23 protein-coding genes and 2 pseudogenes are annotated in these 21180 nt (G+C 41.6%); 14 read left to right on the top strand and 11 right to left on the bottom strand.

Going from position 1 to position 21180, the window contains the following annotated elements; translation table 11 throughout:
* Positions 1-637 precede the first annotated feature (637 nt).
* The 6 genes from PCY07_RS06295 (at position 638) to PCY07_RS06270 (ending at position 6353) form a co-directional block, all read left to right on the top strand.
* Positions 638-1969 carry an ATP/GTP-binding protein gene (locus PCY07_RS06295; RefSeq protein ID WP_301356299.1) on the top strand — a complete coding sequence of 444 codons (1332 nt, stop codon included), beginning with the start codon at positions 638-640 and terminating at the stop codon, positions 1967-1969.
* Positions 1970-1972: 3 nt separating this feature from the next.
* Positions 1973-2551: a hypothetical protein gene (locus PCY07_RS06290; protein WP_301356300.1), complete on the top strand. Its 579-nt coding sequence runs from the start codon at positions 1973-1975 to the stop codon at positions 2549-2551.
* Positions 2552-2721: 170 nt separating this feature from the next.
* Entirely contained in the window at positions 2722-3081 is a 360-nt protein-coding gene (locus PCY07_RS06285) for a hypothetical protein (protein ID WP_301356301.1), read from the top strand.
* 125 nt (positions 3082-3206) lie between these two features.
* Positions 3207-4646 carry a 6-phospho-beta-glucosidase gene (locus tag PCY07_RS06280; RefSeq protein WP_195915644.1) on the top strand — a complete coding sequence of 480 codons (1440 nt, stop codon included), beginning with the start codon at positions 3207-3209 and terminating at the stop codon, positions 4644-4646.
* Between the two features lie 136 nt (positions 4647-4782).
* Complete coding sequence (locus PCY07_RS06275) at positions 4783-5472, top strand: response regulator transcription factor (protein WP_013904149.1); 690 nt, start codon at positions 4783-4785, stop codon at positions 5470-5472.
* Complete coding sequence (locus PCY07_RS06270) at positions 5472-6353, top strand: sensor histidine kinase KdpD (RefSeq protein ID WP_301356304.1); 882 nt, start codon at positions 5472-5474, stop codon at positions 6351-6353. The genes PCY07_RS06275 and PCY07_RS06270 overlap by 1 nt, the downstream gene beginning before the upstream one ends.
* Before the next feature lie 27 nt (positions 6354-6380).
* Here the strand turns inward: PCY07_RS06270 and PCY07_RS06265 are convergent, their stop codons facing one another.
* The 4 genes from PCY07_RS06265 to pabB all read right to left on the bottom strand — a co-directional run bounded on the left by PCY07_RS06265 (position 6381) and on the right by pabB (position 11100).
* Positions 6381-7133 (bottom strand): ABC transporter permease, encoded by a 753-nt coding sequence (locus PCY07_RS06265; RefSeq protein WP_301356306.1) that lies wholly within the window; start codon positions 7131-7133, stop codon positions 6381-6383.
* A 54-nt stretch (positions 7134-7187) separates the two neighbouring features.
* Positions 7188-8096: an ABC transporter ATP-binding protein gene (locus tag PCY07_RS06260; RefSeq protein ID WP_301356307.1), complete on the bottom strand. Its 909-nt coding sequence runs from the start codon at positions 8094-8096 to the stop codon at positions 7188-7190.
* 662 nt (positions 8097-8758) lie between these two features.
* Positions 8759-9373, bottom strand: a complete 615-nt coding sequence (locus PCY07_RS06255) for an alpha/beta hydrolase (RefSeq protein ID WP_049517905.1) — start codon at positions 9371-9373, stop codon at positions 8759-8761.
* Positions 9373-11100 carry an aminodeoxychorismate synthase component I gene (gene pabB, locus PCY07_RS06250; protein ID WP_301356309.1) on the bottom strand — a complete coding sequence of 576 codons (1728 nt, stop codon included), beginning with the start codon at positions 11098-11100 and terminating at the stop codon, positions 9373-9375. The genes PCY07_RS06255 and pabB overlap by 1 nt, the downstream gene beginning before the upstream one ends.
* A gap of 118 nt (positions 11101-11218) precedes the next feature.
* Between pabB and PCY07_RS06245 the strand changes: the two genes are divergently transcribed.
* The 5 genes from PCY07_RS06245 to PCY07_RS06225 all read left to right on the top strand — a co-directional run bounded on the left by PCY07_RS06245 (position 11219) and on the right by PCY07_RS06225 (position 15522).
* Positions 11219-12244, top strand: a complete 1026-nt coding sequence (locus PCY07_RS06245; RefSeq protein WP_301356311.1) for an acyltransferase — start codon at positions 11219-11221, stop codon at positions 12242-12244.
* 285 nt (positions 12245-12529) lie between these two features.
* Positions 12530-13132, top strand: a complete 603-nt coding sequence (locus tag PCY07_RS06240; RefSeq protein ID WP_003018769.1) for a hypothetical protein — start codon at positions 12530-12532, stop codon at positions 13130-13132.
* Positions 13132-13923 (top strand): energy-coupling factor transporter transmembrane component T, encoded by a 792-nt coding sequence (locus PCY07_RS06235; protein WP_301356344.1) that lies wholly within the window; start codon positions 13132-13134, stop codon positions 13921-13923. Before PCY07_RS06240 ends, PCY07_RS06235 begins: the two co-directional genes overlap by 1 nt.
* The gene (locus tag PCY07_RS06230; protein ID WP_013904141.1) at positions 13899-14735 is read left to right on the top strand and encodes an ABC transporter ATP-binding protein; all 837 of its coding nucleotides are present in this window, start codon (positions 13899-13901) and stop codon (positions 14733-14735) included. Before PCY07_RS06235 ends, PCY07_RS06230 begins: the two co-directional genes overlap by 25 nt.
* The gene (locus tag PCY07_RS06225) at positions 14722-15522 is read left to right on the top strand and encodes an energy-coupling factor ABC transporter ATP-binding protein (protein ID WP_013904140.1); all 801 of its coding nucleotides are present in this window, start codon (positions 14722-14724) and stop codon (positions 15520-15522) included. The genes PCY07_RS06230 and PCY07_RS06225 overlap by 14 nt, the downstream gene beginning before the upstream one ends.
* Positions 15523-15603: 81 nt before the next feature.
* Here the strand turns inward: PCY07_RS06225 and PCY07_RS06220 are convergent, their stop codons facing one another.
* From PCY07_RS06220 to PCY07_RS06205, 4 genes and pseudogenes are all read right to left on the bottom strand, one after another.
* Complete coding sequence (locus PCY07_RS06220; RefSeq protein ID WP_002878297.1) at positions 15604-15732, bottom strand: hypothetical protein; 129 nt, start codon at positions 15730-15732, stop codon at positions 15604-15606.
* Positions 15733-15746: 14 nt separating this feature from the next.
* On the bottom strand, positions 15747-15908 hold the full coding sequence (locus tag PCY07_RS06215; RefSeq protein ID WP_001062367.1) for a hypothetical protein: 162 nt from the start codon (positions 15906-15908) through the stop codon (positions 15747-15749).
* Positions 15896-16393 (bottom strand): DNA-binding protein, encoded by a 498-nt coding sequence (locus PCY07_RS06210; protein WP_301356320.1) that lies wholly within the window; start codon positions 16391-16393, stop codon positions 15896-15898. The genes PCY07_RS06215 and PCY07_RS06210 overlap by 13 nt, the downstream gene beginning before the upstream one ends.
* Positions 16386-16736: pseudogene (locus PCY07_RS06205) on the bottom strand (DNA replication protein); the annotation flags it as partial. The gene PCY07_RS06210 and the pseudogene PCY07_RS06205, both read right to left, overlap by 8 nt.
* A 31-nt stretch (positions 16737-16767) precedes the next feature.
* On the opposite strand from PCY07_RS06205, the pseudogene pnuC reads away from it, so the two are divergent.
* The 3 genes and pseudogenes from pnuC to PCY07_RS06190 all read left to right on the top strand — a co-directional run.
* Positions 16768-17280 (top strand): annotated as a pseudogene (pnuC, locus tag PCY07_RS06200) (nicotinamide riboside transporter PnuC); the annotation flags it as partial.
* 129 nt (positions 17281-17409) lie between these two features.
* The gene (locus PCY07_RS06195; protein WP_301356322.1) at positions 17410-18348 is read left to right on the top strand and encodes an AEC family transporter; all 939 of its coding nucleotides are present in this window, start codon (positions 17410-17412) and stop codon (positions 18346-18348) included.
* Positions 18349-18596: 248 nt separating this feature from the next.
* On the top strand, positions 18597-19601 hold the full coding sequence (locus PCY07_RS06190; RefSeq protein WP_301356324.1) for an NADP-dependent oxidoreductase: 1005 nt from the start codon (positions 18597-18599) through the stop codon (positions 19599-19601).
* 104 nt (positions 19602-19705) lie between these two features.
* Here PCY07_RS06190 and PCY07_RS06185 read toward each other — a convergent pair whose 3' ends face one another.
* Genes PCY07_RS06185 through PCY07_RS06175 form a run of 3 tightly spaced genes read right to left on the bottom strand, consistent with a single transcriptional unit; the run spans position 19706 to position 21108 of the window.
* A complete protein-coding gene (locus PCY07_RS06185) occupies positions 19706-20038 on the bottom strand; it encodes a glucuronide permease (protein WP_301356326.1) in 333 nt (110 codons plus the stop codon).
* A 44-nt stretch (positions 20039-20082) separates the two neighbouring features.
* A complete protein-coding gene (locus PCY07_RS06180; protein ID WP_227197480.1) occupies positions 20083-20553 on the bottom strand; it encodes an HXXEE domain-containing protein in 471 nt (156 codons plus the stop codon).
* Positions 20554-20568: 15 nt separating this feature from the next.
* Positions 20569-21108, bottom strand: coding sequence for a TetR/AcrR family transcriptional regulator (locus PCY07_RS06175; protein WP_301356328.1), 540 nt, complete (start codon positions 21106-21108; stop codon positions 20569-20571).
* Between the last annotated feature and the right edge of the window lie 72 nt (positions 21109-21180).

The following is a 21180-nucleotide window of genomic DNA, read 5'->3' as shown; positions in this document are numbered from 1 at the left end:
CCATGACTAAATCAAGATGCAAAGGGCGTCTGCGGATAAAGTCAAAATAGGGAGCAGGACAGAAGCACTTTTGTATGGAATTGCTTCGTTGGCCTGCCCCCACAAGGCTGATTAGGATTCTTCCGAGCTAAAAGGTGAGAGAAGAATTCAATCAGCTACTGTGTCTTGGATTTAGTACTAATGTATTTTGTGCTTTTGACACAATCCGCAGCCCGTGTTCAATTAGTTTTGAGCCCCTTCGCTTTTCAATTTCTGGGCTCAGGCTAAAACAGTTCCCCGAACTGTTTTACTCTCAAAACTCCCGAGTGCTAGAAACAATAGTGTTTCTAGCACTTTTCTCACGGTGGAAAGTTTCAGTAGATGATTGAATAATTCTAACGAATATAATTTTTCTATTTTTATAGAATTTATTAGATTTAAGAAAGGCAAATATTATATTTGACAAAAGAGTATGCATTTTAAACGATCGGAGCAATCCAGTCTTTTGATTAATTATCTAATTAATTGTTAAATAATTTTTATATGAATGGTTAAAATTATATTTTTTTCGAATAAATAATTATAGGTTGAAAAATATTATAAAATTATTGAAAAAAAACAAGTAATGGTATACAATTTGTATATAAAGGAGTTAAAAATGTTCAAAAAAATCTTATTTAAAAATTTTAAATCGTTTTCAGATGTAAACTTTGATTTAATTAGTAGAGGAAAACCAAAACATATTGTTGCTCTTTATGGAGAAAATGGTTCAGGAAAATCAAATATTGTTGACTCGTTTAAGCTTCTAAGATTATCGATGGATACAATGCGTCTTTCTAAAAAAATAACATCGCTTCAAGTAAGATTACAAGAAGCGAATGATAAGGACGATTTTCCTGATATTAACGAGCTAGTTGATTCTATTTTTACTGGAAGAAGTTTTAAAGATTTATCAAAAAATACACCTAGAATTTCTGCTAAGGGAGATACAAAATTAGAATTTTGTTTTAGCATTGAAAATAACGAAGGTGTCTATATTGTAGAATATGATAGTAAAGGTGAGTTAACATCTGAATCTTTAGAGTTTGTCATAAACTCTAATAAAGGGAATCATTTTAGGATTAAACGTAACAGTGAAATATCAGTTCAATTAAATAAAACAATCTTTAAAAAAGGAGTTTTTACAGATCTACAAGATTTAACAGAAAAGTTTTGGGGAAAACATACATTTTTATCTATATATAGAGATTATATCAGTTCGATAAATAAAGACTATGCCAAGGCTAATTTATCTAAAAATTTTATAAATGTCATTGAAGAGTTTGAACGAATTTCAATTTGGACAGATAATACCCGTGGTCCATTTAAGAATGATAAATTGTTACTAAAAGAACTCGATAAAGGTGAAATTAGAATTGAAGATAAATATAAGCTTTTTCAAACTGAAGAGATAATTTATAAATTTTTCAGTGCTTTATATACGGATATTAAAGATGTTAAGTATAACCTTGATGAAGAAGGCGATTCTATAAAATATGAATTGATGATTTATAAAAATATTGGAGGCGAATTGACAGAAGTTCCAATTAGTTTAGAATCTAAAGGGACCAAAAATTTATTGGAACTACTCACAGTTTTCTTTTGGGTTGTTGAAGGTAGAATTTGCGTTGTCGATGAAATAGATTCTGGAATTCATGATATTTTAATGAATAATATTTTGGGAAATTTATCGGATTCTGTTAAGGGGCAACTTATTTTTACAACTCATGATACAGCTTTATTAAAGGAGTTACAACCTAGTTCTGCATACTTCTTAACAGTGGATGTGTATGGAAATAAAATAATTAAGTCGGGAAGTGAAACTGATAAAAAAGTTTGCACTAATAATAATATGGAAAAACTTTATTTAGATGGTTTCTTTGGTGCAGTCCCTGATCCTCTTAATATTGATTTTGAAGAATTGTTCTTGAAAAGTGAGACGGAGGAATGACGATTGAGGGGACTAAATTACACGAAAGCAATAGTAATTGTTCATGGTAAAAGTGAGTATGATATTGTAAAATATGTTAAATCAAAACTCAGAATTCCTATAGAAATTTATGCTAGAAATAATGGAAATAGTAGTATAGAGATTTCATCAATTAAAAATATTCTAAATAATCAAGATTTTTCTTCTATTGAAGGATTTAATAATAAATTCCCCAAAGTAGAACTTGATAGTAAAGGAAAACCAAAAAGTGTTAAAATTTTTATGATTATGGATGTTGATAGTACAAAGCAAGTTGATTTCAATGCATATAAAGATAAATCACTCTTTCCTAAAAGCTGGCTAAAGCATATGTTGGTGCCAGTTTGGAATGATAATAATTTAGAGGAAGTGTTAGAGGAAATTGGTTATTATTATGCTTCAACTAAAAAACAAAAGAAAGGGTACAAAAGAGCTTTTCCTGTTGAACGTGGTAGTCAAGATTTAGAAAGTATTGCAGAATTAAGTGATAAATTGAAAACCAGTAAAAAGAGTAATATGGATGAATTTTTAACGTTTTGTTTAGATAATTGTCCTAAATTTTAAAATTTTTAAATATTTAATTTTTAGAAATTATGAATTACTATCGGAAGAATCTATTATGTTTAATATAATATATTTGGGTTTTCAGTGTTAATCTATGTAGTCTAGTTTAATGAATGAAAAGTAATTTCATTATATAAAAAGAGTTATACACTTTCTAATAGAAGGAGATCATGAGGCCAAAATTTCAAAGAGCTATTTCAAATACAATCAGCACTCCCTTAGGTTCGATCGTATCTGATATCAAAATGGACAATTTTGAAGACGGTGAAATTCCTCAGGTTTTAAGATATAAAATTTATAGGAACAGTTTCATCTCTTTAACCAAATCACCTTTAGAGGAGTATTTCCCAGTGGGTAGTAAGGTTGCTGTTTATTATGACCCTAAAAAACCAAAATATTATTACGTAGAAAGACCACTAAAACCAGGTCGTTATGCATGGTTGTTCAAATATTCTGTCTATCTATTTGTTTTTATGATGATTGCGATGGCGTTCTTTACGGTGTTTATTCTTCCAAATCTTGTCAAATAAAGCAGTTTTGCGTTACATGAGAGTAGCAAATACCTTAGAATAGTATCAGTTTTTCATGGGATCTTGTAGGATTTTTTGGAGAGAGAAGGGTATAATAGAACTATCAAATCAAGTGAGGTAGAGAGATGACCGACAAACTTCAATTTCCAGATGGTTTCCTTTGGGGTGGGGCGACGGCTGCCAACCAATGTGAAGGAGCTTATAATGAAGACGGCCGTGGCTTGGCCAATGTGGATGTGGTACCGATTGGGCCTGACCGTTACGCCATTATTACGGGTCAGAAAAAGATGTTTGACTTTGAAGAGGACTATTTTTATCCGGCTAAGGATGGCATTGATATGTACCATCGCTACAAGGAAGACATTGCTCTCTTTGGGGAAATGGGCTTTAAAACCTATCGTTTGTCCATTGCCTGGTCTCGGATCTTCCCTAAAGGAGATGAACTAGAGCCGAATGAGGCAGGCCTACAGTTCTATGAAGACCTCTTTAAGGAGTGCCATAAGTATGGCATTGAACCCTTGGTGACCATTACCCACTTTGACTGTCCTATGCATTTGATTACCGAGTATGGAGGTTGGCGTAGTCGTAAGATGTTGGAATGTTATGAACGACTCTGCCGGACCCTCTTCACTCGCTACAAGGGCTTGGTCAAATACTGGCTAACCTTTAATGAGATCAATATGATCCTTCATGCGCCTTTTATGGGAGCAGGTCTCTGCTTTGAAGAAGGGGAGAATGAGGAGCAGGTCAAATACCAGGCGGCTCACCATGAATTGGTCGCTTCAGCCATTGCTACCAAGCTAGCCCATGAAATTGATCCTAACAATAAGGTCGGCTGTATGCTAGCAGCAGGGCAAAACTATCCGCATACCTGTGCTCCACGAGATGTCTGGGCTGGTCTAGAAGAAGACCGCAAGAACTATTTCTTCATCGATGTGCAAGCGCGTGGGGAATACCCTAACTATGCCAAGAAAGAGTGGGAGCGTCAGGGAATCACGGTTGAGATGACGGAACAGGACCTTCAATTGTTGAAAGATCATACAGTGGACTTTATTTCCTTCTCCTACTATGCCAGTCGGGTCGCTTCAGGGGATCCAGCTGAAAGGGAGAAAACAGCGGGCAATATCTTTGCCTCTCTGAAGAATCCCTACCTAGAAAGCTCAGAATGGGGTTGGCAGATTGACCCTCTTGGTCTCCGCATTACGCTGAACACCATCTGGGATCGTTATCAAAAACCCATGTTTATTGTAGAAAATGGACTAGGTGCCGTTGATACCCCAAATGAAGCCGGGGAGATTGAGGATGACTACCGGATTGATTACCTCGCAGCCCATGTCAAGGCCATGCGGGAGGCCATCAACGAAGATGGCGTTGTCCTCTGGGGTTATACGACTTGGGGCTGTATTGACCTGGTCTCTGCCGGGACAGGAGAAATGAAGAAACGCTACGGCTTTATCTATGTCGATCGGGACAACGAAGGCAAGGGAAGCTTGACCCGCTCACGTAAGAAATCCTTCTATTGGTACAAAGAAGTCATTGCGACAAATGGGGCTTCTGTCAATTAAATGAGCACTCGATCAAGAGGAATCCTTCACTTGGTCGAGTGTTTTCTTTGCATTTTTGATTGACGAAGGTCCCTTTATTTGATAGGCTAGGGGAATAGAACTGATTTCGCAAGAAAAGGAAAAAGGAGCGAGGCAAGTGGCACGGATTTTATTAATCGAGGATAATAATGATATCCAAGAAATTTTATACAGTCTCTTAAGTGAAGATCATGAGGTCCTTCAGGCTTTTTCAGGTACAGAAGGGCTACGGCTCTTCCAGCAAGAAGCCATTGATTTGGTCCTTCTGGATATCATGCTTCCAGGGAAGAATGGGGACCAGGTCCTTGAGGAGATCCGTATGCAGAGTCAGGTGCCAGTCATCATGATGACGGCTCTTGGAGACAAACACCTCATTAGCCAGTACCTCCTTGCAGGTGCCAATGATTATATTGTCAAGCCCTTTAATCTGGACGAAGTGGCAGCTCGGGTGACGGTGCAGTTGAGAAATCAACCGACGGTAGTACAGGAAGCTCAAGCGTCGCAAAAGCTTTCCTTTAAGAATTTGGTCTTAAATCCAGAAACCTTTGAACTGGAGTCTGAAGAACAGACGCTTCGTTTGGGCAAAAAAGAATTTCAAATTTTTGAGACCTTGCTGGTTCATCCAAAGAAGATTTTCACCAAGGAAGAATTGTATGAGGCGGTCTGGGAAGAAGTCTATCTGCCTGGAGATAATACTCTCAATGCCCAATTGAGCAATCTCCGAAAGAAAATTGCCCAGCTCGATCCAGATGAGGACTATATTGAAACGGTCTGGGGCTTGGGTGTTCGCTTGAAAGGAGACAAGTAATGTGGGTTTTAGTTCTAATTCTTGTCGTCCTTGTCCTTTTCTTGGGTTTGGGCTATGCTCGCTTGCTTTCTGCCTTAAAGGATTTGCGGGAGCAGATTCAAAAGAAGCTTCAAAGTGGGAGTGGGGTACGACTGACCTCCCAGGTCTCAAAAAAAGAATTGTTCGCCTTGACCAAGCAGGTCAGTGATCAATTTGATCAGATCGAGCGGACCAATCGGATTGCCTTTCAAGAGAAAAAGACCTTGGATATGGCTATCAGTAATATTGCTCACGATATTCGGACGCCTTTGACCATTGCGTCGGGCTATACCCAACAAATCATCAAGGGTGGGACGCAGGAAGAGGAAAAGCTGAAGAAAATTGCTTCCAATCTTCAAGTCGTCTCAAAACGCCTGGAATCTCTCTTGGAATACAGACGCTTGATGGAGGGAGCCATTCAGCCTCGGATTTCAGACGTCGATCTCAGCCAAGTCCTAACTCAGCAGTTATTCCAGTATTACGATAGCTTGTCTGAGGCGGGGATTGCCTTAGAGGTAGAGCTAGAAGAGCATCTTCATTATGCTACGGATCCAGAGCTCTGGGAGCGCCTCTTGCAAAATATGCTCAGTAATGTCCTCAAGCATGGGAAGGATCAGGCGCGTTTAACCTTAATGTCGGACGCGGACACGATTCGGGTCGAGCTGCGCAATATTGTGCAACAACCGATCCAGCACTTAGATCAATTAGCTAGTCGCTTCTACTCTGAAAATCTGTCGGATACAGAAGAGTCTTCCGGCTTAGGCCTTTACATCATTCAAAATTTTGTAGAGATCTTAGGGGGAGACTTGCAACTGGCAACGGAGGCAGACTGGTTTGTTTTGACCATTACATTAAAAAAATAGGGCTTGACCAATCGTCAAGCCTGTTTGTTATAAATCTTTGTGTTTAAAAGTAGCGAGTCCCAAGAATCCGAAAACAAGGATGAATCCAAGGGCAATCGAGAGGGTGTTGGTCGTTGCTGTGGTGCTCTGTACCAAGGAATATTGGAATTCCAAGTTTATAAAGTGGAAAATGTCAATATCTTTGAAGAAGAGCGCAGGCAGGCTTAAGAAGATATTTCCAATGAAGTAGCCAACGAAGGCCAAGGTGATGGATTGGCTGGCGTAGAGGAGGAAGGAAATGATGCTGACCCAAGCCAAGGTGCAGAGGAACTGAATCAGAATAGTCAGTCCAAAATGAGCCAAGAAGTGATCTGGCATGGTGCCAAGTCCATTGTAGAAGCTCGCGATCAAGAAGACGAGACCATAAGAAACGAGAAATTGGAAGAGAGCAATGGTCAGGACAACAGCACTTTTGGCAAAGTAGTAGCTGGTGCGAGAGACACCATAGGCTAGGCTGTTTTTATATAAGTTTTGCGTTAAGTCTGTTCCCAGGACTAAGGTGATGACAATAATGGTAAAGAGGATGGTCACACTGATGCTGGAAGAGTAGTTGGTCAAGGCTTTAAAGCCCGTCCAAACTTCGGTTGCTTGGGGTAATTTGGATTCCGTATTGACGCCGACGTGGCCGGTAGCTCCAAAGATGACTCCAGACAGGATGTTAAGAACGAGAATGGCTTCTGTAATCCAAAAACCTTTGGAGCGAAAAAGTCTGTAAAAATCTGCTTGAATGGTATGCAACATGATAAATCTCCTAAATGAAATATGTGGGATAAGTAATACGAGACGGTGGTTTGACTAATCTACCAAGTCCGTAAAGAATTTTTCCAGATCTTGGCGGGCATAGTAGATTTCGTCCACGTCAATATCTGCTTGAACGAGGGCTTTGACAATGACTTTAATATCGTGAGTCTGTCCGAAGATATGGATTTCTCCATCCTTATCGATGACCTTGATACGGTGATGGAGTTGATCCTGGATCAGTTGACTCGCAAGGGCTAGCTGGCTGGTCTTGAGGATGATGTAGTCTTCTCCTTGTTCTTCGAATTCAGCCTTGCTAATTTCTTTGATCAGGCGCCCTTGGTCGACAATGCCAAACCGATTGGCAACCAGATAGAGTTCCGAGAGGATGTGACTAGAAATGAGGATGGTCATGCCGAGTTCATCATTGAGGCGCTTGATCATCTGACGGAATTCCTTGATTCCGACTGGATCGAGGCCATTGATGGGTTCGTCCAGAATAAGGAAATCTGGCTTAGCAATGAGCGCGATCGCTATTCCCAACCGTTGTTTCATCCCTAGTGAAAAATCGCGGAATTTCTTCTTACCCGTATTATTCAGGCCGACATAGTTCAAGGTTTCTTTGATGACCTGGTCGGGATTGGGAATATGGCGAGCCTTGCAATAGTAGACCAGGTTTTGATAGGCAGTCATATGCTTGTGAGCCACGGGACTCTCAATGACGGATCCGACCCGTTTCAGGGCTTGGGTCCACTGGGAGCGATTTTTAGAAGCAAAGAGGGAGATGCTTCCGTCAGTTTCCTGAATCAGCTGGGTGATGACCTTGATAAGGGTGGTTTTTCCTGCGCCATTTTTACCGATTAGGCCGTAGACGTCGCCTTTGCGAATGGTGAGATTCACATCATTTAAGGCGTATTGATGACCGAATTTTTTACTCAAATGGGAAATTTCTAATACTTTTTCCATGGTTTTCTCCTTCGTCCAAATGACTAGTTGTTTTCTTTACACTCTTAGTATACAGCTTGCTTTTCAAATAACTATCAAGCAATTCTCAAATATTTCTAAAAAATTGCGGTAAAGACTTCTTATAAAATAAAAATGTTGAATAGGTGACTCTACAAAGAAATAAAAAGAATTTCTAATGTTGAAATTCAATCCAAAATATATTAAAACTTTCCGCTGTGAGAAAAGTGCTAGAAACGATCATGTTTCTAGCACTCGGGAGTTTTGGAAGTAAAACAGTTTGGGAAACTGTTTTAGCCTGAGCTTTGAAATTAAAAAGCGAAGGGTTTCAAAACAAATTGAACACGGGCTGCGGATTGTGTCAAAAAGCGCAAAATACAATTAGTACTAAATCCAAGACACAGTAGCTGATTGAATTCTTCTCTCACATTTTAGCTCGGAAGAATCCTAATCAGCCTTGTGGGGGCAGTACAACGAAGCAATTCCATACAACAGTGCTTCTGTCCTGCTCCCTATTTTGACTTTATCCGCAGACGCCCTTTGTATCTTGATTAAGTCATGGAACTTCTTTGAAGTTCGCTGACGTCCGTACTCACCTAAGGAAAGTTTTAAAAATGACTTTATATATATTAAGAATAACTGTTCTAAAAGTTAGCCTCTTCATTTTAAAATTCAGCAACAAACTCTTTGATGGCTTGCGCGAGTTCATAGGGTTTCTCGGTATTGAGTAGATGACCTCCGTCTGCGATTTCTTGATAGCGGCCTTTTGGCAGGAGCTTGGCCAATTTTTTAGAAGAAGATTGATTGGCCCAATCTCTGCTACCACAAACAACCAAGCTAGGGAGAGGGCAAGCTTTAGCGGTATCGGTTAAATTGAGCCCTTTTAATTCGGTCAAGATTTGAATCATCTGTTGTTTATTGGCATCTTGTTTTTCAAAGACATGCTTGGGAAGTAGACGAAAGAGAAGGATCTGGAGCCGATAGAGGGGGTTGGTGTTGAGTTTGTATTGAGTTCCTGCAAGGACCAAGCCCTTGAGTTGCGGGAAGTCTTGTCTGGAGAGATCAAGAGCGAGCACGCCACCTAGTGAGAGTCCTACCAGAATAAAGGGTTCGCTTTCTTGCTGGAGGCGCTCCATCAACCTTTCTTTGACTTCCTGATAGCTTTCTTTTGGGTGGGAGAAAATATCAAAAGTTTTGGAGTGCAAGGGTGAAAGTGCAAATTGGACTCCTTGCCAAGAGAGGACATCTTGCCCTAGTCCATGTAAAAAAATAAGTTTCATCAGGAATCCTTTCTTTGAAAATCGAGTTCGTAGAGACCACGAAGAGCATTGCAGGCATAAATACGATCAGCGTCTGTTAAATCTTTCAGAGTTAAGAGTTTTTCTTCAACTTGCTGGGTCTCAAGAAGATGGCGCCGATAAATGCCATCGAGTAAGGGGAGGTGAGCTGGTGGGGTATAGAGTTGTCCCTCTATCTCCAGCACCAGATTGCCAATCGTCGTCTCTAGCAAGCTTCCGTCTGGCAGATGGAAAATTTGCTCGTGATCTGACTGGCTGAGATGGTCTCTCTGACTCGTTTTGAAATAAGTAAATGGCGTCGCTAAATCAAGCTTCTGCTCGGTCAGTTGGGCCTGTAGATAGCTAGCTGGCAAGTCTGTCAGTTCCGTGATCACTAGGTGGAAGGTTCCGTTTTTTTGCAAGGCAATCCGACAACGATAGTCAAGGTTGAGATCTAAATGAGCGAGCTCTTCTTGAAGTTCTTTCAGGAGTTTTTGTTCATCATAAGGATAGGCAAAGTAGCGACTAGCTTTTCTCAAGCGTGTTACATGTTGGTCTAAGAAAGACAACTCTCCTTGGTGGATGCGGCCGGTCGTCAGGAGCTCAAAGCGAGGCTCTTGCCGGTAAAGGACAGCCGATTTTTGCTTGGTTTCCTGGTATTCACTTTCCCATTGACTGTCCCAAGTGATACCTCCTCCTACGCCATAGATGGCTTGATCCCCCTGCATTTGAAGGGTCCGGATGGCTACATTAAAAATCCGTTTCCCTTTTGGAAGAAGGATGCCGATCGTTCCACAGTAGACACCTCGAGGAGCCTTCTCCGTCTTTTGGATGATTTCCATAGTGGAGATCTTCGGTGCTCCTGTAATCGAGCCACAAGGAAAGAGAGCTCGGAAGGTTTGGACCAGATCGACCTCAGCTCGCAAGCGACTTTCGATGGTCGAGGTCATCTGCCAAACAGTGGAGTATTGCTCGACTTGACAGAGATGGGTCACATGCTCACTTCCAATCTCCGAAATCCGGTTCATGTCATTGCGGAGGAGATCCACGATCATCATGTTTTCTGCTCGATTTTTTGGATCGGATTCTAGCCAAGCAGCTTCTTGAAGATCTGCTTGGTTAGTGAGACCACGGTGTGTTGTTCCCTTCATAGGGCGCGTGGTCAGTAGCCGGTCGTCTTGCTCAAAAAAGAGCTCAGGGCTGATGGAGAGGATGGAGACATCATCGTGCTGGATGAAGGCATTGTAATGGGCCTTTTGCTCAACCACTAACCGGTTGTAGATGGCAAAAGGGTCAGACTTTAGCTCTTGAGAAAGCTGGACAGTGTAGTTGACCTGGTAGGTATCACCCTGGCGGATATGGTGATGGATGGTCTCGATAGCTTCTTGATAAGCAGGCGCCTCTACCTCTTCCTTCCAATTGGCTGGAAGATCCACAGCTTCATAGTCCTCTGGAAAAGGAAGGGTTTCGACCTCCTCGTGGATAGTAAAATAGAGGAGATACTCTCCCATAAGAGGTGCTGGATGGACAGCAAATTTCTTCTCAAAAGCAGGAGCAGCCTCATAGCTGACATAGCCAACAGCATAAAAACCTTGCTCCTGGTAGGCTTCGACTTCTCTAAGAAGAGCCTCTACCTGGTCGAGGTTTCTAGTTTTTAATTCCTTTATGGGCTTGGTGAAAAGGTGGCGCAATCCAAGCTCTTTAAAATCAATAATGGTTTGTTTATGCATGCTTTGAGTATATCAAAAATAGAGGAAAAAAGGTAGATAAGGATGCAAGATTCCTTGCTTGGCCTTCCCTTTCATGCTAAAATAACCATAGAAACTGCTTTGGGCAAGGAGTAGGAATATGCAAAAGAATCCCCTCTATAACACCTCTAGTATCAGCTTTTTTCAATACCTCTTTGCGATTGCAGTGATATTGGTGCATAGTGGTCGCTTGACCTCCTATGAGCCACTGCATTTTGGTCTTAAGAGTATGCTCGGCCGGCTAGCGGTTCCATTTTTTATCGTCTGTGCCAGCTTTTTCCTTAAGCAATCACTAGGGAATTCTCAGAAAATGAAGGCCTATCTGGTCAAAATCGTAAAAACCTATTTGTTTTGGAGTTTTGTTTACCTTCCGTATGCCTGGGTCTTTTTTTCTAGTCTTCATCTTCCTGTCTATCTCTTTCCTGCAGGTGTTCTCATCGCACTGATCTATCTGGGCATGTGCTACCAACTCTGGTATATTCCGGCCTTTCTACTGGGCTTGTTTTTGGTCAATCAATTAGTCAAACGCCTAGGCATGGTTTGGACGGGTTTCCTGGCCTTGCTCCTCTACTGCTGGGGCTTGATCGAGACCTATTCGGCTTATCTGGACACCACAAGTCTTCTCAAAGGTTACCAGCTCTACAGCAATTTATTTTTTACAGCGCGAAATGGTCTCTTTTACACGCCCATTTTTATCTATATGGGTTACTATTTGTATGATCATTTTCATGCACAAGCTTTTAGAATTCACCGTTGGCAAAAGCTAGCTCTTGCCTTTGGTTTGCTCTGTCTAGAAGGAATCATCATTTTTCAACACGAAGGAATTGATAAGAACTTTTTCTTTCTACTTCCCTTTGTGACCGTTTATTTGGTCAATGCCTGCCTGCGATCGTCCTTTTTGAAAAGCTATGATTTGCAGTATTTAAAGCAAATGAGTATAGCCCTTTACTTTTCGCATCCGATCTTTATCGAGTGGGCTCGCTATGGCTTTAGCAACCTCCCCCTCACTTATCCAGATAGGGGCAAGCTGATTTTTGTGACCGGCCTGTTTGGTAGTCACCTCTTTGGGCTAGCTATGCTGTGGGTACGAGATAAGAAGAAAAATCAAAAAACTTCACCAATCTAGGCTAAGGTGAAGTCTTTTTTATGACTTAGTAAGGGCAATTTCCTCTAGCTTTGTGTAGCTTTTTTCAATTCCCGAACGTTTTCAAGAAAACTTCAGAAAATTCTTGACTTCTGATGAAATCGGCGTATGATTAGTTGTGAACTGTTGAACAATCATTTTCAAGAGAGTCCCTGATGTCGACTAAGGGATCTGTGAAAGGAAAGACAGTTCAAATCAAAAATCTATAGAGCGTTGCGTCCGAAAGTCTAAACAGACACGGCTCTTTAAAAACAAAAGGAGAAGATTATGAAAACAGAACCGATTCATCGTACCAGTATGTGGAAATTTAAGTTAAGTGCTGCCACCATGACTTTGATTCCCGCTGCCGTGGGGATTAACTATGTTGCCAAAGCCTTGGCGGAGGGGTTAAAGTTGCCCGTTTGGCTGGGGTCTTTGGGAACCTTTCTTGCCAGCATGTTGGCTGGGCCGGTTGCCGGTGCCATCAGTGGTTTCATCAACAACGTGATCTATGGGCTGACCTTATCGCCAATTTCAACCGTGTATGCGATTACCAGCATCGGAATTGGGATTACTGTCGGAGTTTTGCACGCCAATGGGTGGTTCTCGTCAGTGCGACGAGTATTTGTTTCTGCTATTATTATTGCCATCGTTTCAGCTGTCATTTCAACGCCACTCAACGTCATCTTTTGGGGTGGTCAGACCGGTATCGCTTGGGGTGACTCATTGTTTGCGGTAATGGTCGCCAATCATGCACCAGTGTGGCTGGCCTCATTTATCGATGAGTTTGTCTTGGATATTTTGGATAAAGTCTGCGTGGCCTACCTGGCATTCTTCATCTATCGTCAGCTGCCGAAGCGGATGGTGCACTTCTTTAGTGGTGATAAATGATGACTGATCAAACATTGATTTCTGGAGCGCCACGGGTCAAGCTCAAGTGGTACCAGGTGATCGATCCGATTACTAAGCTCTTGTTCATCTTGGACATGACGTTGTTGAGCTTTGCCAGTATGAATTTATTGTTTCAGGCCGGATTAATTCTTGTCGCAATACTGCTATTGTTATTTTCCAAATTGAGTTCTACCATCTTTAAGGCGCTGGGATTCAGCCTGTTTCTGATTTGCACCATGCTGATCATCCAAGGGTTATTTTACAGTCGGAATCAAACTGTGCTGTTTTCTGTGCTTGGGGTGTCGTTCTACAAAGAAGGCCTGATTTACGCCACCACTCTGGGTTGTCGAGTATTGGTGATTATTTTGACCAGTGGCTTTTTTATGGTGACCACGAGTATTTCAGAAAACGCGGCCTATTTGGAACTGTCCGGATTGTCTTATAAAACCGTCTACGTTCTGATGTCGGTGTGTTATATTTTGCCGGAAATGATGCGCAATATGCGGAAAATCCAGCAGGCACAAAAAGTTCGCGGAACCAATCCGCAAAAAACGTTGATTCAGAAATTAAAGTCAGTCCTACCGGTTCTAATTCCATTGGTGATTAAGACCTTGGATCAATCGATGGCGCGGTCGATTTCTCTCCAACTGAGAGGTTTTGATAATCTCAACCGGACTGTCAGAACCTCCCAGCGCGTGTATCGCCTGTCGCGGACGCTGCACATTGGTCTGACTGGATTGGCAATTTTATTGATTGGGTGGAAGATATGGACGAAGATAAACGGATTGTAATTGAAAATTTGACCACCCGTTATCCGGGTACTGAGCAACCACAACTGCGTCAGATTAACGCGGAGGTTCATACCGGCCAGGTGGTTGGGATTATCGGGAATAGCCACTCCGGCAAATCGACTTTGTGCCGTGTGCTGGCAGGGGTCATTCCCAAAATGGTGTCTGCTGAGATTGAGGGCGACTGGCACATGTTTGGCCAGCGAGTGTCCGACAATTGGCCCGTTTATAATGCCATGAATGGAGTTGTACTGCAAAATCCAGCTGGCCAACTAAGCGGGTTGGCAGACACGGTTGCCGATGAAATCGCCTTTGACTTGATTAATCAGGGAATGGCTGAAGGACTGATTCAAAAACGGGTTGAAGAAGTTGCCACGCAAATGGGGCTGATTGAACAGCTGAATTTGCGTCCCGAGAGCCTTTCCGGTGGTCAGAGCCAGCGGTTGGCAATTGCCACGGCGATTGCGACTAACCCGGCTGTTTTGATTATGGATGATCCGACCAGTCAGATGGATCCCCTTGGCCGCCGACAATTTTTCCAATGGCTGGCCCAAGTCAAAGAGACGACTGTCTTCATTGTCACCAGTGAAATTGACGATTTGTGCGAAGTCGCCGACGTTGTGTGGGTGCTGCACGAGGGTCAAATGGTAGCCCAGGGCAGGCCGGGTGAGGTGTTTAATCATTTGGCAGCTGACTGGCAGATTCCAGCCCCGACAATCCAGCAACTTGCTCAAAAAATGGATTGGCACTTGGCTGATGGCCGGTATCCGGTGAATGACGCTGAACTGAAGGAGGTTTTTTATGTCCACAATTGAACTGAACCACCTGACGTTCACTTATCCGGAACGGTCCTTTAGCTTGGATGTTGAAGACAAACACTTCGCCGATCCGATGGTGGCGATTGTCGGCCAAAATGGTGCCGGCAAATCAACGCTCTTCAAATTGTTGACGGGCTTGCTGACACCACAAACCGGTGTGATTAAGATCGATGGAGAAAATTTTAATGATCTTAAACCAGTCGAAAAGTTACTGAAGGTTGGGATTACTTTTCAGAATCCTGACGATCAGCTTTTCAACCCGACTGTTCAACGAGAGGTGGAGTGGAGTGTCGCGCAGGTCATGGATGACCGCGACATGATTACGAGGCGGGCTTTAGCGGCTCTAAAAAGAGTTGGCTTGGATGATAAAAAAGCTGAAAGTCCATATGACCTGTCATTGTCGGAACGCAAGCTGTTAAGCGTTGCCACAGTTTTGGCAGTGGATCCGGCGATTTATTTATTTGATGAGCCGATGATGTCGCTTGATTGGGAAAGCCGGCGCAAGTTGACCGCAATTTTCCATCAGTTGGCTGATTCGGGCCACCAAGTTGTGACCATCACCCATGACATGGATTGGGTCGCCGCCGAGTTTGAGTCGGTGTATGTTATGGAACACGGGAAGTTTGGCTTCGCCGGCAGTCCACGGGAATTGTTCAGCGATCACGAACTTGTCCAGCGAGTGGGATTACTACCACCGCGGATTATGGACATAGCGGAGTCGCTGGGTGATTCACAGACATATTTATCGGTTAATGATTATTACCAGAAAAATCGAGATGTATAGAAAAAGTCACCTCTGCGGGTTTTCCAGGTTGAAGGATTAACTTCAGCTTCTGGCAAGAACTCACATGGGTGACTTTTGTGTTTAATAACGTTTCATGATCATCGGGTGCTTCCTCAGATCACTCGGTTTGATTTTACTTTGCTTCATGGTCATAATCATATACCATTTCTTTTGGATCTTTTGTTTGACTAATACAAAATAGGTCTTCATAGGTCTTCGCATTTTTAGCGCCCATTAGGATCATCAGTATAATTTTCTGAATTAGGAGACTGTCCCATCACTATTCGAACTTCGTCTCCCAACTTACGCTGTTCCCATTCATCCGTGAATCCTTTAAATCGCAATTCTGGAACTTTCTTTTTAACTGAATCATCTATTTTCGCCATAGTCCCCACCATTTTATTGGTTTTTCTTGTTCTTCTATCCTTTTTTGATCTTTGATTTGTTCCTGCAAATTTTCCAACTTCTCTTTAAGAGCGTTCACTTCATCTTTATATTGATTGTCTAAGTGTTTGAATTCTGTTTCCTGTGAGGGCATTTTGAGGGCTTTTAAGTTATCATTTTCCGCCTTGTATTCTTCTAGCAACTTTTTATCTTGCAAGGCTAATCGTTGTTGCTGGTCTAACAAATTAGTTAGTTTTTCTATTTGTTGGTCTTTGCTACTTATTTGTTGGTCTTTTGTATTTGATTTGCTACTACTTTCTACTTTACTTAAAATTATTTTTTCTGCTTTAGAATTTATTAGATTAGACCCATTGGAACTTTTAAGCTGTAATTCTTTTGGTAACCTTTGGTAGTGATATTGAATATTTTGTTTTGTAACACTCAACTCATCCGCCAGCTCTTTGATCGTTTTTAAGTCTTCACTCATGGTTTAAGTCCTGCCTTTTAACCGTTGGTAGATATTGTTCAATGGCTTTTTTGAGGTAGCGTGCGATATTATGCTTAGAATATTCTTCACGTCTGCTGGCAACATAAGACAAGTGGTCTTTGACACCATTTAGCCCTCTTAATTCTTTCAGTTCGTCATAGAGGGGGTAAACATGGACTTGCAATCCTGCCATGATTTTTGTATCTTGCATTTCAAACGGACTTAGCAACATATTTTCTAGCAATAGCGTGGTGTACTTGCTTTTCATTGCTTCAATAGCTAGCTTATCTTCGGTTTCTGATTTACGTGCTTTATCTTCTTGATAGAATGATTCATCTCTCAAGCCTTACTAACCTTTTTCTGCTCTTTGAGAAGCTGAAGGTCGTGCCAGTAACTATCTCTTTGGTTTGATCAATTCCGTCATTTATCTTGTGCTTGCCCTTCAAAAAGCTTCTACGGTGAGGTTTTGACAACTCTCTATTTCGCCATCATGCAGCCGATTGGTCTCTTGGTTTGGATTTATCAAGCCCAATTCAAAAAAGAACAACAAGAGTTTGTTGCCCGTAAATTAGATAAGGTCGGATGGACCAAGTATCTATCTATCTATTAGTGTACTTTGGTGGTTAGTTTTCGGGCTTATTTATCAGTCAATTGGGGCCAATCGTCCGTATCGGGATTCCATCACGGATGCAACAAATGGGGTTGGCCAACTCTTGATGACAGCTGTTTACCGTGAACAATGGATTTTCTGGGCGGCGACCAATGTTTTCTCTATCTACCTTTGGTGGGGAGAGAGCCTTCAAATTCAAGGGAAATACTTCATTTACTTAATCAACAGTCTAGTTGGTTGGTACCAATGGAGCAAGGCAGCTAAGAAGGGATATTAGTGGCAATTAATAAAATACATGAGGTTGGGCATATTGCCCCACCTCTTTTTATGATATACTAGAGTAGTTTTTGAGATTTGTAAAAAATGTGATTTTCTAGTTCAAATTTAAAAAAGAAAAGGGGAGAACATGGACATCTTTTTGAGGAGCATATCAGGGATTCTCGTCATCCTGGGTATGATTTTAGTGGGCTTTGTCATTGGTGAAAAAGGCTGGTTCGATGACAAGTCGCGTGGCCTACTCGCTAAATTGGTCACTCAAGTTGCCTTGCCCTGCTATATGCTCTACACCATTACACAGCGTTTTACAGCGGCTGACCTCCTAAAAATGTTGCCAGAACTGCGTTTTCCTGCCCTGTCTATGGTTATTTTGCTTGGCATCGCGACAGCAGTAGCTAGAATTTTTGCGGTGAGGCAGGACCGCCGTGGACTCTTTATTTCCATGTTTTTTAATTCCAATACGATTTTTGTGGGTCTTCCAATCAACCAGGCCCTTTTCGGGGATGCCAGTATTCCTTATGTTTTGATCTATTACATGTGTAATACTACCTTTTTCTGGACTTTGGGGACCTACCTGATCCAGCGAGATGGCGAAGGAGAAGCTCAGTTTGATCTCAAAACGAGTCTGAAAAAAGTCTTTTCTCCTCCTCTCATGGGCTTTCTCTTAGGGTTAGTCTTGGTGATTCTTCATATCAAGCTCCCTACCTTTTTAGCCAGTGATTTGCAGTATCTGGGCAATTTAACAACTCCTTTATCCATGATATTTATTGGTTTATCAGTGTCCAATGCAGGACTAAAACAGCTGACTCTGAAAAAAGACCAATTCTTAATTCTGTTAGGTCGCTTCGTGGTTGCCCCACTCTTGATGGCGACCATTGTTTACTGGGCACCTCTTCCAAGCTTGATGAAGCAGGTTTTTATCATTCAGTCGGCCATGCCGGTGATGACCAATGCGCCAGTCGTTGCCAAACTTTACGGAGCCGATAGCGATTACGCGGCGGTCATGGTGACAGAGACGACCCTTGCTACCATGGTGGTCATTCCAATTCTAATGGTATTGATGGCTTGATCAATAGAAATTGTTTCGGTTCTTTATACGATTAATCTTAATGGTTCAGTTAAGAAAGATATTTAAGAAACAGTTCCATTTCTTTTCATTCAGAATTTCAGATAGAGAGAATTTTCAAATCAAACCTTAGAAGATGACATGGATGGCCTAAAATATGAAGTTAAACAAGCCAGTTGTTACTAGAAACAAGATATATCTGTACTAGATACAAGTTCAACTAATATAAAATAATAGAAAAGAGAAATCACATGAAAGTCGCACAACATACAAAATATAATAAAAACAATATTACACTCAACATCACAGAAGTGTCTAGACCAACTATGAACGAAAATCAAATTTTGATAAAGGTGTCTGCAGCTGGGGTTAATCCACTCGATAACATGATCTCACGTGGAGAAGTTGAAATGATTGTACCATACAAGCTCCCTCAAATTGCAGGTAATGAAGTCGTTGGTATCGTTGAAAGCGTTGGAAACCAGGTGAATAACCTTCAAGTCGGAGACCGTGTCTTTGGACGTCTACCGCTGGATCATATTGGTGCCTTTGCAGAATACGTGGCTGTTGATAGCCAGGCTCTAGCCAAGGTACCAGACTATCTATCAGACGAGGAAGCTGCTGCTGTACCTCTGACTGCCCTAACCATCATGCAAGCCTTAGATCTTATGGGTACTCAAGCTGGAAAGACCATCTTTATATCAGGCGGTACCGGAGGTGTCGGTGGAATGGCCATTCCGATTGCCAAGGCCAAAGGTTTGAAAGTCATTACCAATGGACATGGAGATAGTGCCGAGCGTGTCTTGAAACTAGGGGCGGACCGCTTTATTGATTACAAAACAGAGGATTATACAAAAACTGTCAGTGAGGTTGACTACGTCCTTGATACTCTTGGTGGGGTTGAAACTGAAAAACAAATGTCTATCATGAAAAAAGGGGGCCACCTGGTATCTCTTCGTGCCGTGCCAAACGGTGCCTTTGCCAAACGCATGAAATTACCAAAATGGAAACAATTGCTACTTGGTTTAGCTGGTCGTAAATTTGATAAGATGGCGGACAAATACGACGTTCACTACCATTTCATCTTTGTAGAAAGTAACGGAGCCCAATTACAAGAGGTGGCTGACTTATTGAGCAAATTAGAAATCAAACCATCTATCGATACAGTTTTTCCATTTGAAGAAGTAAATAGCGCCTTAGACAAGGTCGCTAACGGGCGTTCTCGTGGGAAAACAGTCCTCACTTTTAAGAAATAAACAGTTGGGAGCTAAAAAGACTACAAACTGTAAATGGCATAGTAATTTTGGATTATGATTAGAATAATACAAAAGCTCAAGTTTTAAAAAAACCTGAGCTTTTCTTATAACATGGCTAACAAGATGGTAAGGATCAGAGCGATGCCCATCCGAATCAGGTGGTGAACTGGGTGGAAGTTTCCTTTGTGTTTCCCATTCCAATAGGCCCCGTAGCAAATCAAACCACAGCCGATCAGCCAAAGGACTAGAGAGACAATCGGTAAAAAGAAGTAGAGGATGAGAGATAAGGTCGCAAGGCTACTTCCGATGAGGAGAAATGTATTTCCTAGAGTGTGATTCCCTTTTTTAAATTCAGAAAGAGAAGCCAATAAGTGAAGAAGAGCAAAAGCAAGGGCAAAGAAGACTGTAAAAAAGCCGATAAAAATGTGGAAGAACATAGGGTTTCCTTTCAAGAAGAGATTTTGGATATGAGGATTATATATCAAGACCTACGACTCATTTTATGAAGTACCACAAATGATAATACAAGATTCAAAATGATAACCAACAAAGTCAAAAGAGAGTAACCATAAAGTATAATTGGAAATTCATTTTTGAGATTGCATAGAGCAAACAAACTCGTTAGAATGCCGGTCAACAATCCAGGCACATATTTTCGAAGAATAATTGTTTGAATCAGATGTCCGAACACATGGTAGATATAAGCAATCACAATGGTTGCGTAAATAGTATAGTTGCTAAACCGGTAACTAAGAAAAAGTGATAGAAGCAGGATTAGAAATTGCTCCAAGACAATAGCATTGAAAGTAAAAGGCGTGTAATAAGAAAGGATTCGATTATCTGGAAACTGTGCTGATAATTTTTTGACAAAGGATGGCATCCATATGATTTCTTCCAGTTCGTGAAGCATAAAGAGTGCTGGAAAGAGAAAATAAAATTGTATGATGGACATTGAAAATACTCCCTTCTAGTTCGACCCCACTTTTAAAATCTCCAAATAAAACTGAATCACTTCTTGTTCGGTGTAGGACTTGCCTTTTTTCAACCACCAGCTGAGGGTTTCGATGAAATGGCTGACGACCAAGTGTTTGAGGTAAGAGTGAGGGAGAGTTGGATGGGCTTTGATGAGTTCGTCGGCTACCATTGGGTAGACATCATGTTCCAGCTCTTTTCGCAGTTGCCGGATAAAATAATCGTTTTTAGAGAGCAAGAGACTGGTCACATGGTCTTGATTTTTCTTGAAATGCTGAAAGATATGGGCCAGATAGTCTCGTGGGGATAGGTGTTCAGCACGCTCAAAGAGATGGTGAAAGAGCTTTTGACAGAGTTCATCTAGCAATAATTCCTTACTTTCGTAATGGCTATAAAAGGTTGATCGCCCCACATCGGCTAAGTCAATGATTTCTTGAACCGTGATGGCCTCGTAGTCTTTTTGGTTGAGTAATTGTAAAAAAGCTTGATAGATAGCTTTTCGAGTTTTGGTTATGCGACGATCCGGTGCTGTCATATGGACACTTTGAACAAACTGTTCAGTAACGGACAGCCTAAACAGTTTGCTTCTATCCTTTCCTTTTAGAGT

Source organism: Streptococcus sp. SP1, from assembly GCF_030440005.1.
In the GTDB taxonomy this organism is placed as follows: domain Bacteria; phylum Bacillota; class Bacilli; order Lactobacillales; family Streptococcaceae; genus Streptococcus; species Streptococcus parasanguinis.
The sequence above is the reverse complement of the archived record's forward strand: the minus strand, read 5'-3'. Positions and strand labels throughout refer to the sequence as shown.

Excerpts from the sequence above, each read along its gene's own strand:
- PCY07_RS06190 (WP_301356324.1), top strand. The coding sequence starts at position 18,597 with ATGAAAGTCGCACAACATACAAAATATAATAAAAACAATATTACACTC.
- PCY07_RS06185 (WP_301356326.1), bottom strand. The coding sequence starts at position 20,038 with ATGTTCTTCCACATTTTTATCGGCTTTTTTACAGTCTTCTTTGCCCTT.
- PCY07_RS06285 (WP_301356301.1), top strand. The coding sequence starts at position 2,722 with ATGAGGCCAAAATTTCAAAGAGCTATTTCAAATACAATCAGCACTCCC.
- PCY07_RS06240 (WP_003018769.1), top strand. The coding sequence starts at position 12,530 with ATGAAAACAGAACCGATTCATCGTACCAGTATGTGGAAATTTAAGTTA.
- PCY07_RS06260 (WP_301356307.1), bottom strand. The coding sequence starts at position 8,096 with ATGGAAAAAGTATTAGAAATTTCCCATTTGAGTAAAAAATTCGGTCAT.
- PCY07_RS06265 (WP_301356306.1), bottom strand. The coding sequence starts at position 7,133 with ATGTTGCATACCATTCAAGCAGATTTTTACAGACTTTTTCGCTCCAAA.
- PCY07_RS06215 (WP_001062367.1), bottom strand. The coding sequence starts at position 15,908 with ATGGCGAAAATAGATGATTCAGTTAAAAAGAAAGTTCCAGAATTGCGA.
- PCY07_RS06230 (WP_013904141.1), top strand. The coding sequence starts at position 13,899 with ATGGACGAAGATAAACGGATTGTAATTGAAAATTTGACCACCCGTTAT.
- PCY07_RS06220 (WP_002878297.1), bottom strand. The coding sequence starts at position 15,732 with ATGAAGACCTATTTTGTATTAGTCAAACAAAAGATCCAAAAGAAATGG.
- PCY07_RS06180 (WP_227197480.1), bottom strand. The coding sequence starts at position 20,553 with ATGTCCATCATACAATTTTATTTTCTCTTTCCAGCACTCTTTATGCTT.
- PCY07_RS06255 (WP_049517905.1), bottom strand. The coding sequence starts at position 9,373 with ATGAAACTTATTTTTTTACATGGACTAGGGCAAGATGTCCTCTCTTGG.
- PCY07_RS06225 (WP_013904140.1), top strand. The coding sequence starts at position 14,722 with ATGTCCACAATTGAACTGAACCACCTGACGTTCACTTATCCGGAACGG.
- PCY07_RS06245 (WP_301356311.1), top strand. The coding sequence starts at position 11,219 with ATGCAAAAGAATCCCCTCTATAACACCTCTAGTATCAGCTTTTTTCAA.
- PCY07_RS06175 (WP_301356328.1), bottom strand. The coding sequence starts at position 21,108 with ATGACAGCACCGGATCGTCGCATAACCAAAACTCGAAAAGCTATCTAT.
- PCY07_RS06280 (WP_195915644.1), top strand. The coding sequence starts at position 3,207 with ATGACCGACAAACTTCAATTTCCAGATGGTTTCCTTTGGGGTGGGGCG.
- pabB (WP_301356309.1), bottom strand. The coding sequence starts at position 11,100 with ATGCATAAACAAACCATTATTGATTTTAAAGAGCTTGGATTGCGCCAC.
- PCY07_RS06295 (WP_301356299.1), top strand. The coding sequence starts at position 638 with ATGTTCAAAAAAATCTTATTTAAAAATTTTAAATCGTTTTCAGATGTA.
- PCY07_RS06195 (WP_301356322.1), top strand. The coding sequence starts at position 17,410 with ATGGACATCTTTTTGAGGAGCATATCAGGGATTCTCGTCATCCTGGGT.
- PCY07_RS06235 (WP_301356344.1), top strand. The coding sequence starts at position 13,132 with ATGACTGATCAAACATTGATTTCTGGAGCGCCACGGGTCAAGCTCAAG.
- PCY07_RS06270 (WP_301356304.1), top strand. The coding sequence starts at position 5,472 with ATGTGGGTTTTAGTTCTAATTCTTGTCGTCCTTGTCCTTTTCTTGGGT.
- PCY07_RS06210 (WP_301356320.1), bottom strand. The coding sequence starts at position 16,393 with ATGAGTGAAGACTTAAAAACGATCAAAGAGCTGGCGGATGAGTTGAGT.